The 15,786-nt window shown below is 70.8% G+C and carries 11 protein-coding genes; 9 read left to right on the forward strand and 2 right to left on the reverse strand.

Annotation, left to right across the window (positions count from 1 at the left end; all coding sequences use genetic code 11):
- Positions 1–60: 60 nt before the first annotated feature.
- Positions 61–2,562, forward strand: a complete 2,502-nt coding sequence (locus HDA39_RS01620; protein WP_184793462.1) for a S8 family serine peptidase — start codon at positions 61–63, stop codon at positions 2,560–2,562.
- Between the two features lie 62 nt (positions 2,563–2,624).
- Here HDA39_RS01620 and HDA39_RS01625 read toward each other — a convergent pair whose 3' ends face one another.
- Complete coding sequence (locus HDA39_RS01625; protein ID WP_184793463.1) at positions 2,625–3,503, reverse strand: prephenate dehydratase; 879 nt, start codon at positions 3,501–3,503, stop codon at positions 2,625–2,627.
- A 39-nt stretch (positions 3,504–3,542) separates the two neighbouring features.
- On the reverse strand, positions 3,543–4,346 hold the full coding sequence (locus HDA39_RS01630; protein ID WP_184793464.1) for a lysophospholipid acyltransferase family protein: 804 nt from the start codon (positions 4,344–4,346) through the stop codon (positions 3,543–3,545).
- 174 nt (positions 4,347–4,520) lie between these two features.
- Here HDA39_RS01630 and HDA39_RS01635 point away from each other — a divergent pair, with 174 nt between their 5' ends.
- From HDA39_RS01635 to proB, 8 genes are all read left to right on the forward strand, one after another.
- Positions 4,521–6,860 (forward strand): M64 family metallopeptidase, encoded by a 2,340-nt coding sequence (locus HDA39_RS01635; RefSeq protein ID WP_184793465.1) that lies wholly within the window; start codon positions 4,521–4,523, stop codon positions 6,858–6,860.
- A 196-nt stretch (positions 6,861–7,056) separates the two neighbouring features.
- Entirely contained in the window at positions 7,057–7,557 is a 501-nt protein-coding gene (locus HDA39_RS01640) for an anthrone oxygenase family protein (RefSeq protein ID WP_184793466.1), read from the forward strand.
- A gap of 68 nt (positions 7,558–7,625) precedes the next feature.
- Complete coding sequence (locus HDA39_RS01645) at positions 7,626–8,453, forward strand: TIGR03936 family radical SAM-associated protein (protein ID WP_184793467.1); 828 nt, start codon at positions 7,626–7,628, stop codon at positions 8,451–8,453.
- Between the two features lie 143 nt (positions 8,454–8,596).
- Complete coding sequence (locus HDA39_RS01650; RefSeq protein WP_184793468.1) at positions 8,597–11,959, forward strand: Rne/Rng family ribonuclease; 3,363 nt, start codon at positions 8,597–8,599, stop codon at positions 11,957–11,959.
- A 157-nt stretch (positions 11,960–12,116) separates the two neighbouring features.
- The gene (gene rplU / locus HDA39_RS01655; RefSeq protein WP_184793469.1) at positions 12,117–12,458 is read left to right on the forward strand and encodes a 50S ribosomal protein L21; all 342 of its coding nucleotides are present in this window, start codon (positions 12,117–12,119) and stop codon (positions 12,456–12,458) included.
- A gap of 7 nt (positions 12,459–12,465) precedes the next feature.
- Positions 12,466–12,726, forward strand: coding sequence for a 50S ribosomal protein L27 (rpmA, locus tag HDA39_RS01660; RefSeq protein ID WP_184793470.1), 261 nt, complete (start codon positions 12,466–12,468; stop codon positions 12,724–12,726).
- A gap of 119 nt (positions 12,727–12,845) precedes the next feature.
- On the forward strand, positions 12,846–14,480 hold the full coding sequence (gene obgE, locus HDA39_RS01665) for a GTPase ObgE (RefSeq protein ID WP_184793471.1): 1,635 nt from the start codon (positions 12,846–12,848) through the stop codon (positions 14,478–14,480).
- A 59-nt stretch (positions 14,481–14,539) separates the two neighbouring features.
- Complete coding sequence (gene proB / locus HDA39_RS01670) at positions 14,540–15,652, forward strand: glutamate 5-kinase (protein WP_184793472.1); 1,113 nt, start codon at positions 14,540–14,542, stop codon at positions 15,650–15,652.
- Positions 15,653–15,786: the final 134 nt, after the last annotated feature.

The following is a 15,786-nucleotide window of genomic DNA, read 5'->3' on the forward strand; positions in this document are numbered from 1 at the left end:
AACGTTTGCCCCCTGGGCCGGACATGTGTGAGGTGAAGGCCGACGACGAAGGAGTTCTGCGTGCGTACACGACGATGGACGACCCCCTTGCTGGCGGCGGTTCTGGTGCTGGCGCTCGTGCCGGCCGGCCAGGCCTCCGCCGAGCAGCTCGACGAGACCGGCGCGCAAGACCGGAGCGTCACCCTGATCACCGGCGACAAGGTCGTCCTCAAGGGCGGTGACCCAATCTCGGTCGTTCGTCCCGCCGGCCGTGAGCAGATCGGTTTCGAGAGCCGCAAGGCCAACGGCTCCTGGACCGTCATCCCGTCGGACGTCCGCGCTGCCGTCGACTCCGGCCGGCTTGACCGCCGGTTGTTCGACCTCGACCTGCTGCTGCGCGACGGTTACGACGACGCCACGCGCGCCGACATCCCGCTGATCGTCACTGGTGCTGCCGTGCAGTCCCGGCAGGCGACCAAGGCCCTGAAGTCCGGTACGGCCCTGTCGGTGCCCAAGGAGAACGCCGCGAGCTTCCTGAAGGACCTCGGCCGGCAGACCACCCGGATCACCAGCACCAAGATCTGGCTCGACGGCAAGCTGCGTCCGTCGCTCGACCACAGCGTCCCGCAGATCGGCGCGCCGGCCGCCTGGCAGGCCGGCTACACCGGCAAGGGCGTCACTGTCGCCGTCCTCGACAGCGGCATCGACGCGACCCACCCCGACCTGACCGGCCAGGTCGTCGCGACCAAGAACTTCACCGCCGACCCGGCGGCCGACGCGGTCGGCCACGGGACGCACGTCGCGTCGACCATCGCGGGCAAGGGCGCCGACGGCTACCAGGGCGTCGCCCCGGACGCCAAGCTGCTCGACGGCAAGGTGTGCGACGACTTCGGCGGCTGCGCCGAGTCCGACGTACTGGCCGGTGTCGAGTGGGCCGTCGCGCAGAAGGCCAAGGTCGTCAACCTCAGCCTCGGTGGATCCAGCGCCGAAGGCGGACCGCTCGACCAGGCCGTCGACCGCTGGACCCGCGAGACCGGCACGCTGTTCGTCGTTGCTGCGGGCAACAATGGGCGCGAGGTCGAGTCACCCGGTACGGCGGCCGCGGCGCTCACCGTCGGTGCGGTCGACCGCGACGAGAACCTGGCGGACTTCTCCGCGCCCGGCCCGGTCAGCGGCGGCGCGATCAAGCCCGACGTGACCGCGCCCGGCGTCGGCATCGTGGCCGCGAAGTCCTCGGCGTCGCACCCGGAGGAGCCGGTCGGCGACAAGTACGCGCGGATGTCCGGTACGTCGATGGCCACCCCGCACGTCGCCGGAGCCGCGGCGCTGCTCGCGCAGCAGCACTCCGGTTGGAAGGCGACCGAGCTGAAGGCCGCGCTGACCTCGACCGCGAAGGCGAATCCCGCGCTCACGCCGTACCAGCAAGGTTCTGGACGCGTCGATGTCGCGCGGGCGGTCCAGCAGACGGTGGTCGCGATGACGTCGAGCGTTTCGTTCGGCACGGCGCAGTGGCCGCACGCGGACGACAAGCCGGTGAGCAAGGAGGTCGGCTTCAAGAACTTCGGCACCAGCGCCGTCACGCTCGAGTTGAAGGCCGAGCTGACGAAGGGCACGGCGGCGGGCGTCCTGAGGCTGAGCGCCGATCGGCTCACCGTGCCGGCGGGTGGGACCGCGTCGGTGCAGGTCACGTCCGACACCACACACAGCGGCCCAGACGGGCTCTACACCGGCCGGCTGACGGCGACCGCCGGGAGCCAGCAGGTGAACGTGCCTCTGGTCGCCGACAAGGAGGTCGAGAGCTACGACGTCGCGGTCACGGTGCTCGGCGCTGACGGCAAGCCCGTCCCGGCCGACCGGGCGTTCGTCGGGCTGACCAACCTGACCACGTTCGAGTCGAGCGATCCCGGGCGCGTTGCCAAGGGCAAGTACGGGCTCGACGTCACCGCGTTCGGGCCGGCCGGCGAGCACTACCGGATGGTCCAGCCCGAACTCACGATCAGCAAGGACACCACGCTCGTCGTCGACCTCCGGAAGGCGAAGCCGGTCAAGATCACCGTGCCCAGGGCCGACGCCGGGACGTTCGTGGTCTTCTTCGGGTACGAGCTCACGAACCGGGCCGGCGACAAGGCGCTGACGTTCAACCTCCAGCCCGAGGGCGACAAGCTCTTCCTCGGCCGGATGGGCCGCCCGGCTGCCGCCGACCGGTTCCAGGGCTTCGTCGCGTCGTACGTCGGCAAGCTCGCCGCGGACGGCACGCTGACGGACACGCCGTACGTCTACGGGCTGATCGACACCCGCCGCGGCCAGTTCTTCGACGGCCTGCAGCGCCGGATCTTCACCGACCGCCAACTGGCCCACGTCGTTGCCCAGTACAAGGGTTCGGGGGAGTCGCAGTGGGCTCTGGCCGGTCGGCAGCCCGGTGTCGAGACGTTCCCGATCGCCGCGCCGGTCAAGCTCCCGGCCAGGGTCGACCAGTACCTGGAACCGCGCACCGACTGGCAGCAGATGCTCGGCGAGGTCCAGAACGAGCCCCGCCAGTACAAGGCCGGCCGGACGACGTACGAGACGCTGACGACGCCGTAGCTCGCCGCGAGCCGCTCTCCCGTGAACGGGGGAGCGGCTAGGGCGTGTCTCTCAATTCTCGCCTAGTGGTGCGGCCGGAGCGCCCGGTTGGCCGCGGGCTCTGCGATCTGGGCGCGGAACGGGTGCGCCGGGTAGACGCCGAGCAGGCGGACCTCGACCGAGAAGAAGGCGAGCTCCTCCAGGGCGAGCGCGAGATTCGGGTCCTCGGGGTGGCCCTCGACGTCGGCGTAGAACTGGGTGGCGAAGAACGTGCCGCCGAGCTGGTAGCTCTCCAGCTTGGTCATGTTGACGCCGTTGGTGGCGAACCCGCCGAGCGCCTTGTAGAGGGCGGCCGACACGTTGCGGACCCGGTAGATGAAGCTGGTGATCACCGGGCCGGAGCCGACCGGCGGGACCTCCGGCTCGCGGGACAGGACCAGGAAGCGAGTCGTGTTGTGGTGCTCGTCCTCGACGTCCGTGGCGAGCACATCCAGCCCGTACAGGCCGGCGGCGGCCCGCGGCGAGAGCGCGGCGACGGTCGGGTCGCCCAGCTCGGCGACCTCGCGGGCGGCACCGGCCGTGTCGTCGGCGACGACGGTCGACCAGCCGTGCTCGCGGATGATCTTGCGGCACTGCCCGAGCGCGTGGACGTGGCTGCGCACGGTGGTGATCGAGTCCAGCGTCGCGCCCGGCGAGGCCATCAGCTGGAAGTGGATCGGCAGGAAGTGCTCGCCGACGATGTGCAGCCCGGACTCCGGCAGCAGATGGTGGATGTCGGCTACCCGCCCGGCGATCGAGTTGTCCACCGGGATCATCGCCAGCCCGGCCCGCCCGGTGCTGACCGCCTCCAGCGCGTCCTCGAACGTGGTGCAGGGCAACTGCTCACGGTCGGGGAACATCTCGGTGCACGCCATCGCCGAGTTGGCGCCTGGCTCACCCTGATAAGCGATCGGTCCGTCCACGATCATCCAGGCTACGCCCCGGCTGTCTCAAGCTCCGGATCAGGTGTCCGACTTGCGGACCTTCTTCGGCGCGCCGGTGGTCGCCCGGCCCTCCAGCGTCTTGGCCTTGGTGGCGTACATGTCGACGTACTCCTGGCCGGACAGCTCCATGATCTTGTACATGATCTCGTCGGTGACCGCGCGCAGGATCAGCCGGTCGCCCTCCATCCCGTCGTACCGGGAGAAGTCCAGCGGCTCGCCGAACTTGACCGTCGGGGAGGCCAGTGACGCGACCACCTTGCCGGGCGGCGCGACCACGTCGGTGCCGATCACACCGACCGGGATCACCGGGACCTTGGCCTCCAGCGCCAGCCGCGCGACGCCGGTGCGGCCCTTGTAGAGCCGGCCGTCGTGCGAGCGGGTGCCCTCGGGATAGATGCCGAACAGGTCGCCGCGCTCGAGCACCTTCATCCCGGCCCGGATTGCGCCCTCGGACGCCGAACCGCCGGAGCGGTCGATCGGGACCTGGCCGGTGCCCTTGAAGAAGCCGCGCTGGAACCGGCCCTTGATCCCGGCGCCGGTGAAGTAGTCGGACTTCGCCACGAAGGTGATCCGGCGGCGGACCGCGAGCGGCATGAAGATCCAGTCGGCGTACGACAGGTGGTTGCTGGCGATGATCGCCGCGCCGAGCTCCGGGATGTTCTCGGCTCCCTCGATCCGGGGCCGGAAGATCCGCTTGACCGGGGGGCCGAGCACGACGTTCTTCAGCACCCAGTAGATGCCCTTGCCGTCACCGTCGCCAGTGTCGTCGACCTGCTGGTCGCGGTCCGGTTCGGGCCGCGGCGACTGTGCCGGTTGCGTCATCGATGTCCTCTCCTCACGATCCCCGAGCCCTCATGATGCCGTACGACGCCCGAACATGCTCCCGCGGCGGCGGCGCGCGGCAACCGCTGACAAGCAGCCCTCATCGTTCGTAGGCTTCTCACGGCGGGCTCCGGACGAGCCGCAGGGGGACGCCCGAGCAGGAGGGCCGCAGTTGTGAGGACTGGATTCAAGGCGCGCCGGCTGACGGCGGTGGTAGGGGTGGCCGCGGCCGTCTTCGCCGGACTGCCGCTCGCCGCGACGGCATCCGGGAGTACGACGGACGCGCAGGCGGCCCCCGAGGCCAAGGTGATACCGCTGCAGGTCACCGGCCCGGCGGCCTCCCGGTTCAACCTGGTGGTGATGGGCGACGGGTACACCGCCGCCGAGCTGCCGAAGTTCCGGGAGCAGGTGGACAAGCACCTGAACATCCTGTGGAGCATCGAGCCGTTCAAGTCCTACCGGAACTACCTCAACGTCTACGCGATCGAGATCCCGTCGCCGCAGAGCGGCGTCGACTGCGATCCGGACCTGACCTCGCCGAAGGTCGACACCCCGCTGAGCATGGGCTTCTGGGGCGGCTGCAACGCGGGGAGCGTCCAGCGCCTGCTGACGGTCAGCTCGGGCGCCGCCGCGTCGTACGCGGACCTGGTCGCCGGGACCACGTCGACCAACCGCCAGATCCTTGCTATCGGCAACAGCGACACGTACGGCGGCGCCGGCGGCAGCTACGCGACCGCGTCCGGCGGCAACGCGCTGTCCGCGCTGATCACGCCGCACGAGCTCGGCCACTCGCTCGGCGGGCTGCAGGACGAGTACGACTACTATGCCCGCGGCGACCGCGGCGAGCCGTACGTCGGTCCGGAGCCCAGCTCGATCCACCACACGCTGCTCACCGAGCAGCAGATGCTGGCCGAGCAGAAGAAGTGGTGGCGCTGGCTCGGCGACGACAGCGAGAGCGGCGGCAAGATCGGGCGCTTCGAGGCCGGCCAGTACGCCGGGTCGGGGATCTGGCGGCCGAGCAAGCACTCGATGATGAAGGTGCTCGGCTACTACTTCGACCAGGTCTCGCGGGAGCGGATGACCCAGCGGATCTCGTCCCGCGCGACGCTCTTCCAGGCCAGTACGCCGGCCGGCACGGTCGCGGGTGATCAGGTGGTCTGGCTGCAGACCCTGCACCCGGCAAGCCACGAGCTCGACGTCAGCTGGACCCTCGACGGCATCGAGCTGGAGACGTCCAACGCACGGTCGCTCGACCTCGGCACGCTCGATCTGGCTCCGGGAGCGCACACGTTGACCGCGAAGATCGTCGACCCCACCGATTTCGTCCGCGACCCGGCTGTTCGGGCGTCGTCCGCGCTGACGGCGACCCGCACGTGGACGGTGGACACCAGCAAGTCGGCCCTCGCCCCCGCCCCAGCCGGCGAAGCCGTGCCGGCGGCGACCGCGGCCGACGCCCCCGCTTTCACCACCTCCACCGCCACGGATCACCCCGTCAACGCGGACGAGGTCGTCTACGTCGAGACCACCCAGTCCGACACCGACCAGCCGGGCGTGAGCTGGCAGCTCGACGGCGCCGACGTACCGAATCCGGGCAACGACCGCGACTTCGACCTCTCCGCCCTGAACCTGACCAGCCGGCACACGCTGACCGCGACCGTCGGCACCAGCACGCTGAGCTGGACCGTCGACGGCGTCCAGGCCGAGGTCGCCTCGACCCTGTCCAAGCCGCTGCTCACCGTGCAGAAGCCGACCGGCCCGGAGTACGTCTACAACGACGCGTTCACGATGAAGCTGGCCGCGACCGACGACAGCCCCGGGTACGTCGTCCCGGAGTTCCGCGTCGACGGCGACGGTTGGTACAACTACTACGGCTGGCCGACCGACGCGAACGCGCCGTTCAAGTTCACCGCCGAGGGCACGGAGATCGACCAGCTGGTCTACGGCAAGCTCGGCGTACCGCGGGTGGTCCCGTGGGACGACGTCCCGTCCGGGTACGGGCGGCACCAGGTCGAGTACCGGGCGATCGATGCCTCCGGCAACATCGGCGACGCGCGCCGGTTCGCGGTGACGTTGTTGCGTCCGGCCCCCGCTTGTACGACGACGATCACCGGCGTACGGAACGGCCCGCTGACCGTGGCGAACGGCGTGACCTGCTTGAAGAACGCGACGATCAACGGCCCGGTCAGCGTCGGCGCCGGGGCCTCGTTGGTTGCCACCGACACCAAGATCTCGGGCCCGGTCCGCGGCGTCCGGGCCGCTCAGGTCCACCTGCTCCGGACGACGGTCAACGGCCCGGTCTCGCTGGAGGCGATCACCGGAGCGGCGGTCGTCGTCGGCAGCACCGTCAGCGGCCCGGTCTCGGTGACCGGCGCGCGGACAGCGGAACCCGTCGTACTGGCCGGCAACACGGTCAACGGCCCGCTCGCCTGCTCCGGCAACGCGGCGGCGCCGAGCAACCTGCAGGCGCCCAACAAGGTCGCCGGCCCGCGCTCGGGGCAGTGCGCGAGGCTCTGACGGAGGGTCCGCGTCCGCCCTGGCCGCAGGGCCCGCGTCCGCCCTGGCCGCAGGGCCCGCGTCCGCCTGGCCGCAGGGCTCGCGTCCGCCTGACCGCGGGACCAGGTCCGCGCGTCCGGCCCGGTGACAGGTTCGTGGCAGCCCCGCGGCGGTAGTTTGCCGCTGCGGGGCTGACTGCCGGGCTTGGGAGGGCTGGATGAACGGACTACGGGTGGCATCGCTGATGGCGGCCACCATCACCACCGGGATGCTCGCGGGAGTGTTCGGGATCTACGCGAACGCGGTCATGCCGGGGCTGGCGAAGACCGACGACAAGACCTTCGTCGGCGCGTTCCAGTCGATGGACCGGGCGATCCTCAACCCGATCTTCCTGGGGCTGGGCTTCGTCGGGGCGCTGGTGTTCACGCTGCTGGCCGGCGTACTGCACCTCAAGGAGAAGGCGTTTCCCTGGATCGCCGTCGCCTTCGTGCTCTACCTGATCACGTTCGTCGTCACGATCACCGTCAACGTCCCGATGAACGACACCCTCAAGGCCGCCGGCGACCCGGACACGATCGACGTCGCCGCCGCCCGCGCCGCCTTCGACGAGGCCCGCTGGCGCTCGTTCAACCTGCTCCGCGTCGCTCTCAACACGGTCGCGTTCGGTCTGCTGGCCTGGGCGCTCTACGTCAGCGGCCGGTCCTCGGTCCAGCCGTGACCTTCTGTTGTCTCGGTCGCTGCGAGTGACGATGTGAGTCTGGGGCGCCGGGCTGTCAGAATGCCGTCGTGGCACCTGTTCAAGCTCCGCCGTCCCAGCAGCTCCCCGCGGTCCAGAAGTTGCGTGTGCGCTTCGCCAAGCGGGGACGCCTGCGGTTCACCTCGCACCGCGACTTCCAGCGCGCCTTCGAGCGGGCGGTCCGGCGCGCGGAGCTGCCGGTGGCGTTTTCGCACGGATTCAGCCCGCACCCGAAGATCTCGTACGCCGGCGCCGCGCCGACCGGCGCGGCCTCCGAGGCGGAGTACTTGGAGATCTCGCTCACACACGAGCGCGCGCCGGACGTCGTACGGGCTGCTCTGGACGAGGCGCTGCCGCCCGGGCTGGACGTGCTGGACGTGGTGACCGCCGTGGGTGGGTCGCTGGCCGAGCAACTGGAGGCCAGCGAGTGGGAGATCGCGCTGCCGGGCGTGGATGCGGCCGACGCCGCCGGCGCGGTGGAGGCGTTCCTCGCGCGGGAGGAAATTCTGGTCGAGCGCATGACCAAACGGGGGCTTCGCTCGTTCGACTGTCGAGAGGCCGTTCTCCGACTCACCGTCGGTAGTGGACCGGCGACGGTTGCCACGTGTGCGATACTGCAAGTGGTGTTACGGCACGGAACCCCGGCCGTGAGACCCGACGACGCTCTCGCCGGCGTGCTCGAAGTAGCGACGCTTCCGGTGACGGGCCCGGCTCTTCTGACCAGGCTCGCCCAGGGCCCGCTCATCGCGGCCTCCGGCACAGTGGACGATCCGCTCGCTCGTGACCGCGACGCCAACCAGGCGACCGCGACCGGCCAGGCGGTAGACCATGAGACGCACCACGCGGAGGGCGACGTCGCCGCTCCGACTGCGCCCTGAAGCGCGGGGGAGCGGGACCCAGCAGGCTTCCGCCGTGCCGGCCACCCGCCGGAAACGGCGAGACCGTGACCGCCCCCTGGGCGCGCCGGACCCGTGACAGGGGTCGCAGGATGCGCCGGAGGGCCTGAGGAGACCCGCACTGCATGCTCGACAACGAGCCGAACACCACTGAGGCCGACGACTCGGCCCCCACCCAGCCGGCCCGCAAGGCCGGCACTAAGAAGACCGCCGCGAAGAAGACGACGGCCAAGACCGCCACCACCCGCAAGCGCACGGTCAAGAAGACCGCCGCGCCCGCCGAGGTGAGCACCCAGTCCGACGCCGAGAGCGCCGACCCGGCCCCGGCTCCGGTGAAGAAGGCCGCCGCCCGCAAGACCGCCGCGAAGGCCCCCGCCAAGAAGGCGGCCGCCAAGCGCACGGTCAAGAAGGCCGCTGCCGCCCCCGCCGAGGACACCAGCACCTCCGACGCCGGCCCGGTCGTCGAAACCCCGGCCCCGGCGAAGAAGACCACCCGCCGCCGCACCACCAAGAAGGCCACGGCCCCCCAGCCCGACCTCCTGACCCCCGACTCCCCCCTCACCGACGGCCCCGTAGCCGACGCCGAGGAAGACGAGGAAACCCTCGCAGCCGAGGCCGCCACGTCTGCCCAGTCAGGCACCTCTGCCTCGAACGCAACGGGCGCCGCCGCGGCCTCAGCCACAGGCGACGTTTCCGGCGCCGGCCAGGCCTCCGGTACCACCGCCGAGACCGCACCCAAGTCGGTCACCACCACCCAGGCCGGGACGACCCAGTCCGGCACCGGCCGCGGCCGGTCCGCCCGCTCGGGCGCGACCTCTGCCCAATCGGGCAACACTGCTTCGGACACAACTGGCGCCGCCGCGGCCTCAGCCACAGGCGACGTTTCCGGCGCCGGCCAGGCCTCCCGCACCACCGCCGAGACCGCACCCAAGTCGGTCACCACCACCGGTACGTCCTACGTGACCGTCGGCGGCGGCACCCCGGCCGCAACCGAGGAGCCCGAGGCACCCGCCGAGGAGACCCCCCAGCGCCGCTCCCGCCGCCGCGCCCCCGTTGCAGCCCCGCTGTTCCAGGCACCGGTAGAGGTCGCCCCCCAGGCGGCAGCGACCAGCCCGGTCGAGGCCACCCCGGAGACCACCGACACCCCGCGCAAGCGGACCCGCAGCCGCCGCGGCGCGGCCGCCGAGGTCGACGTACAGACCGAGCAGCCGACCGACGTACCGGCCGAGACCGCGGAGATCGAGGAGCAGCCGACCGCGCGTCGCCGTCGCTCCCGCCGGGGCAAGGACGCCGAGGAGCTCGCCGAGGCCACCACCGAGGCGGCCGAGGAGATCACCGCCGACGACGCGGCCGACGACGACGCCGAGGAGGACGGCGAGGGCACCCGCCGTCGCCGTCGCCGTCGCGGAGGCCGTCGCCGCCGCAAGTCGGGCGAGGGCGCGGACGACAACGCCGACTCCGACGAGGACGACACCGACGACGAGCAGTCCGCCGAGGCCGACACCGAGGACGACGGGGAGCAGTCCGACGACGAGGGCTCCGGCAGCTCGTCGCGCCGTCGCCGCCGCCGTCGTCGCCGCAAGGGCGAAGAGGGTTCCGGCGCGGCCGACGACCCGGACGAGACCGTCGTACGGGTCCGTGAGCCGCGCAGCAAGAACACCGCGAACGAGATCACCGCGGTCGAGGGCTCGACCCGCCTGGAGGCGAAGAAGCAGCGCCGCCGTGAGGGTCGCGCCGCCGGCCGCCGCCGCGCGCCGATCGTCACCGAGGCCGAGTTCCTGGCCCGGCGGGAGTCGGTCGAGCGGGCGATGGTGATCCGCGCCCGCGGCGACCTGACCCAGATCGCCGTCTCCGAGGACAACGTCCTGGTCGAGCACTACGTCGCCCAGGAGGAGCAGGTCTCGCTGATCGGCAACGTGTACCTCGGCCGGGTGCAGAACGTGCTGCCCAGCATGGAGGCCGCGTTCATCGACATCGGCAAGGGCCGCAACGCGGTCCTGTACGCCGGCGAGGTCGACTGGGCCACGCTCGGCGGCGGCAACGGCCCGCGCAAGATCGAGTCGGTGCTGAAGTCCGGCCAGGCCGTCCTGGTCCAGGTGACCAAGGACCCGATCGGCCACAAGGGCGCCCGGCTCACCAACCAGATCAGCCTGCCCGGCCGGTACGTCGTGTACGTGCCGCGCGGCGGCAACGGCGGGATCAGCCGCAAGCTGCCCGACACCGAGCGCAACCGGCTCAAGACCATCCTCAAGGACATCGTCCCGGACGAGGCGGGCGTCATCGTCCGTACGGCGGCCGAGGGCGCGACCGAGGAGGAGCTGACCGCCGACGTCAGCCGCCTGCAGTCGTACTGGACCGAGATCGACAAGCTGTCGAAGTCGGGCCAGGCGCCGCAGCTGCTGCACGGCGAGCCGGACCTGCTGATCCGCGTCGTCCGCGACCTGTTCACCGAGGACTTCACCAAGCTGGTGATCTCCGGTGACGACGCCTTCGACCAGGTCAGCGAGTACGTCTCGTCGGTCGCGCCGCACCTGGCCGACCGGGTCGAGAAGTGGACCGGCGACAACGACGTGTTCGCCAACTTCCGGATCGACGAGCAGATCAAGAAGGCGCTGGACCGCAAGGTCTGGCTGCCGTCGGGCGGTTCGCTGATCATCGACCGGACCGAGGCGATGACCGTCGTCGACGTCAACACCGGCAAGTTCACCGGCTCCGGGGGCAACCTCGAGGAGACCGTCACCAAGAACAACCTGGAAGCGGCCGAGGAGATCGTCCGCCAGCTGCGGCTGCGCGACATCGGCGGCATCATCGTGATCGACTTCATCGACATGGTGCTGGAGTCCAACCGCGATCTCGTACTGCGCCGCCTGGTGGAGTGCCTGGGCCGCGACCGGACCAAGCACCAGGTCGCCGAGGTGACCTCGCTGGGGCTGGTGCAGATGACGCGCAAGCGGATCGGCACCGGGCTGCTCGAGGCGTTCAGCGAGAACTGTGACCACTGCGGTGGCCGTGGCCTGATCCTGCACGACGAGCCGAAGGAGTCCCGCCGCGGCGGGGGCCGCGGCCAGCAGCAGGAGCAGAAGAACGGCCACGACCACGGCAAGGCCTCCTCCGACGGCGAGGGCCGCAAGAGCTCACGCCGCAACCGGGGCAAGGGCCGTCGCGACGACGAGCAGACCGAGACCGCTGACGCGGCGCCGCACAACGGCGACGCCGCGCAGCGCCTGGCCCAGATCGCCGCCGCCTCGGCAGCGGCGAACGGGCACGACGAGGCTCCGGCCCCGGACTCGGGACCGGCGGCCGACTCGGGCTCCGAAGAGCGGGTGAACGACGTACAGGACGTTGCTGCGGAGGCCCCGGCCGAAGCGTCGGAGTCCTCGGACAACGGGTCCACCCGGACCCGTCGCCGTCGCAGCAGCCGGAGCCGGTCGAAGTCGGCCGATTCCGACGCGGACACCGCTCAGGAGCTGGTCACGACCGCTCCCTAGCACCGTTTTGAAGTTTGCGACGCTCGCGTAGTAAACTTCCCTTTCGGCGCGCATCCTGCGTGCCTCCTTTGTGTGGGCCGGGTGTGCTGGTGTGGCTTGACTCCACCAGCACCCAGGCTCGGTAAGTCTTCCGAACAAACAGAGAGTGAGATCCACGGTGTACGCGATCGTGCGCAGTGGCGGCACCCAGCAGAAGGTCGCCGTCGGCGATGTCATCGAGATCGACAGCCTGACGGACCAGGTGGGCGAGACGGTTTCGCTGCCCGCAGTCCTCGTCGTCGATGGCGACACCGTGACGACCGATGCCGCCGCTTTGTCCAAGGTGGCCGTGTCGGCCGAGGTCCTCGGCCGGACCAAGGGCCCGAAGATCACCATCCTCAAGTACAAGAACAAGACCGGTTACCGCAAGCGCCAGGGGCACCGTCAGCACTACACCCAGGTCAAGGTCACCGCGATCGACGCTAAGAAACTGTCGTCCTCTGAGAAGAAGGGGAGCTGATCTAGACATGGCACACAAGAAGGGCGCGGCGTCCACCCGTAACGGGCGCGACTCGAACGCGCAGCGGCTCGGCGTCAAGCGGTTCGGCGGCCAGCTGGTCAACGCCGGCGAGATCATCGTCCGGCAGCGCGGCACGCACTTCCACCCGGGCTCGCTGGTCGGCCGGGGTGGCGACGACACGCTGTTCGCGCTGGCCGAGGGGCGGGTCGAGTTCGGCACCCGTCGCGGCCGTCGCGTCGTCAACATCGTCCCGGCCCCGGCGGAGTAACACCGCCACCCGGCACGTTTGCAAGCTCTGAGAGGGGCGGGTCGCGGAATACCGCGGCCCGTCCCTTTCGCTGTTCCAGGAGAACCCTCTCCGAACCCTGCAGGAAGTAGAGAACACCGATGGCGATTCCCAGCTTTGTCGACCGGGTCACGGTGCACGTCACCGGTGGCAACGGCGGAAACGGCTGCGCCTCGGTGCACCGGGAGAAGTTCAAGCCGCTCGGCGGCCCGGACGGCGGCAACGGCGGAGACGGCGGCAGCATCATCGTGCGCGTCGACCCCGACCTGACCACGCTGGTCGACTACCACCGCTCCAGCCACCGCTCGGCGACGAACGGTGCCCAGGGCAAGGGTGACCACCAGGCCGGCAGCAAGGGCGGCGACGTCGTCCTGCCGGTCCCGGACGGCACCGTGATCAGTACGCCGGAGGGCGAGGTCCTCGCCGACCTGGTCGGTCCCGGCGCGGAGTTCGTCGCGGCCGCCGGCGGCAAGGGCGGCCTGGGCAACGCGGCGCTGGCCAGCTCGGCCCGCAAGGCGCCCGGCTTCGCGCTGCTCGGTGAGGACGGCGAGGAGCGCACGGTCGTCCTCGAGCTCAAGGTCGTCGCCGACATCGGCCTGGTCGGCTTCCCGAGCGCGGGCAAGTCGTCGCTGGTCGCCTCGATCAGCCGCGCGCGGCCGAAGATCGCCGACTACCCGTTCACCACCCTGATCCCGAACCTCGGCGTCGTGGTCGCGGGCGAGACCACGTTCACCGTGGCCGACGTACCGGGCCTGATCGAGGGCGCCAGCGAGGGCCGCGGGCTCGGGCACGACTTCCTGCGGCACGTCGAGCGCTGCGCGGCGCTGATCCACGTGATCGACTGCGCGACGTACGAGCCGGGCCGTGACCCGCTGAGCGACCTGGACACGATCGAGGCCGAGCTGACCGCGCACGGCGGCCTCGAGGACCGGCCGCGGCTGGTCGCGCTGAACAAGGTCGACGTCCCGGACGCGCGCGAGATCGCGGAGATGGTGACCGCGGACCTGGAAACGCGCGGGATGAAGGTGTTCTCGATCTCGACCGCCAGCCACGAGGGCCTGGACGCGCTGAAGTTCGCGATGGCCGAGGTCGTCACCAAGCGGCGTGCCGAGACGGCGAAGCCCGACACGACCCGGATCATCATCCGGCCGCAGGCGACCGGCGGGGTCGAGTTCAAGGTGAAGAAGACCCCCGACGGCGCGTGGCTGGTGCAGGGCGACAAGCCCGAGCGCTGGGTCCGGCAGACCGACTTCACCAACGCCGAGGCGACCGGGTACCTGGCCGACCGGCTGAACCGGCTCGGCGTCGAGAAAGCGCTGCTGGAGCAAGGCGCGGTCGAGGGCGACGGCGTGATGATCGGCGACGGCCCGAACGCGGTCGTGTTCGACTTCGCGCCCGACGTACAGGCTGGTGCGGAGCTGCTCTCGCGGCGTGGTGAGGACCACCGCCTCGAGGAGGACCGTCCGGCCGCGCAGCGCCGCAAGGCCAAGGACGAGATGTACCACGCGCGCAGGTCCGGCGAGATCGAGGCGTCGCCCGACCTGTCGGAGTACGGCGCGGGCTGGACCGAGGACGAGGTCGACCTGTCCCCGGCCGAGTCGAAGGCGGCCCAGAAGGCGGCCGAGCGGCTCGCCCGCAAGCAGGCTCGGGAGCTGGAGGCCGAGCAGGAACTGCGGGCCGAGCTCGCGTTCGCCGCCGGTCAGGACATCGACATCGAGGCGGAAGACCGCAAGTAGGTGCCGTGGGCCCGCAATGATGGGGGCCCAAGGCAACTGCATCCCTGGTGGGAGAACTGATGAAACCCCGCGCGGAGGTCGTTCAGGCCGCCCGAATCGTCGTGAAGGTCGGGTCGTCGTCACTGACCCAGCGGGGCCGGATCGACCTCGACCGGCTCCGCCTGCTCGTCGACGCCCTCGCCGCCCGGCGCGTCGACGGCACCGAGGTCGTCCTCGTCTCGTCCGGCGCGATCGCCGCCGGCCTCGCACCGATGGGGCTCCGCTCGCGCCCACGCGACCTGGCGACCCAGCAGGCCGCCGCGTCGGTCGGGCAGGGGTTGCTGATGGCGCGGTACAGCGACGCCTTCGCCGCGCACGGTCTGCGAGTCGGGCAGGTCCTGTTGACGGTCGACGATGTCACCCGCCGGTCGCACTACCGCAACGCGTACCGCACCTTCGCGCGCTTGCTGGAGCTCGGTGTGGTGCCGATCGTCAACGAGAACGACACCGTCGCGACCACCGAGATCCGCTTCGGCGACAACGACCGCCTCGCCGCGTTGACGAGCCACCTGGTGCACACCGACCTGCTGGTCCTGCTCTCCGACGTCGACGGCCTCTACAACGGCGACCCCCGCAAGCCCGGCACGGTCATGCTCCCCGAGGTCCGAGGCCCCGAGGACCTGAAGTCGTTGCAGATCGGCCGCACCGGCTCGTCCGGCGTCGGCACGGGCGGCATGCAGACCAAGGTCGAAGCCGCCGCGATCGCCACCGCTGCAGGCATTCCCGTCGTACTGACTTCCGCGGGGCGAGTAGGCGAGGCCCTCCGAGGCGACCCCGTAGGCACCCTCTTCCACCCCACCGGCCGCCGCGCCAAGACCCGTCTCCTCTGGCTCCAACACGCCACTTCAGGCCAGGGCCGCCTCCAGCTCGACGAGGGCGCCGTCCGCGCGGTCACCGAACGCCGTACGTCGCTGCTGCCGGCCGGAATCCTCACAGTAGAAGGCAACTTCTCCGCCGGCGACCCGGTCGACCTGGTCTCGCCCTCGGGCGTGGTCGTCGCCCGAGGCCTCGTCAACTACGACGCCACAGAACTCCCCGACCTCCTCGGCCGCTCCACAAGAGACCTGGCCAAGGAGCTCGGCGCGGCGTACGAACGAGAAGTAGTCCACCGAGACGACCTCGTACTCCTCTGAAGAACAAGAAGGAGCAGGGATGAAGGTTGTTCTGGTGGTGCTGGCGCTGGGGCTGTCGGTGGTTGGGGTGTTCGGGGGCTGGGAGCGAGCCGGTGTGTGAGGCTGTGTCTCCGGGGGTTTCGGCGCCGCCTAGT

It is taken from the genome of Kribbella italica, from assembly GCF_014205135.1.
GTDB classification, from domain to species: Bacteria; Actinomycetota; Actinomycetes; order Propionibacteriales; family Kribbellaceae; genus Kribbella; species Kribbella italica.

Excerpts from the sequence above, each read along its gene's own strand:
- HDA39_RS01630 (WP_184793464.1), bottom strand. The coding sequence starts at position 4,346 with ATGACGCAACCGGCACAGTCGCCGCGGCCCGAACCGGACCGCGACCAG.
- HDA39_RS01640 (WP_184793466.1), top strand. The coding sequence starts at position 7,057 with ATGAACGGACTACGGGTGGCATCGCTGATGGCGGCCACCATCACCACC.
- HDA39_RS01650 (WP_184793468.1), top strand. The coding sequence starts at position 8,597 with ATGCTCGACAACGAGCCGAACACCACTGAGGCCGACGACTCGGCCCCC.
- rpmA (WP_184793470.1), top strand. The coding sequence starts at position 12,466 with ATGGCACACAAGAAGGGCGCGGCGTCCACCCGTAACGGGCGCGACTCG.
- obgE (WP_184793471.1), top strand. The coding sequence starts at position 12,846 with ATGGCGATTCCCAGCTTTGTCGACCGGGTCACGGTGCACGTCACCGGT.
- proB (WP_184793472.1), top strand. The coding sequence starts at position 14,540 with ATGAAACCCCGCGCGGAGGTCGTTCAGGCCGCCCGAATCGTCGTGAAG.